Source organism: Telluria sp. AZSoR62, from assembly GCF_058111565.1.
Genome location: NZ_JBYTST010000308.1, coordinates 1 through 271, shown reverse-complemented (window position 1 = coordinate 271; position 271 = coordinate 1). Strand labels below are relative to the sequence as shown.

The following is a 271-nucleotide window of genomic DNA, read 5'->3' as shown; positions in this document are numbered from 1 at the left end:
TTTTGGTGGAGGATGACGGGATCGAACCGACGACCCCCTGCTTGCAAAGCAGGTGCTCTCCCAGCTGAGCTAATCCCCCAAATACATCACAAAAAAGTACAAACCTACTTTTTTGTGGATTCAGGTAAAAATCCCTGGCAAAGCCAGATGATTTTTACAGGCAACCACGTTGATGGTAGGGCTGGTTGGACTCGAACCAACGACCCCCGCGTTATCAACACGGTGCTCTAACCAGCTGAGCTACAGCCCCGACATACACTGTTCTTCTTCT

The 271-nt window shown here is 49.8% G+C and carries 2 tRNA genes; both read right to left on the bottom strand.

What is annotated here, in order from left to right:
- Window positions 1-3: 3 nt before the first annotated feature.
- Window positions 4-79, bottom strand: a tRNA-Ala gene (locus AC3XQU_RS23920).
- Between the two features lie 94 nt (window positions 80-173).
- Window positions 174-250: transfer RNA gene (locus tag AC3XQU_RS23915), tRNA-Ile, on the bottom strand.
- Window positions 251-271 lie beyond the last annotated feature (21 nt).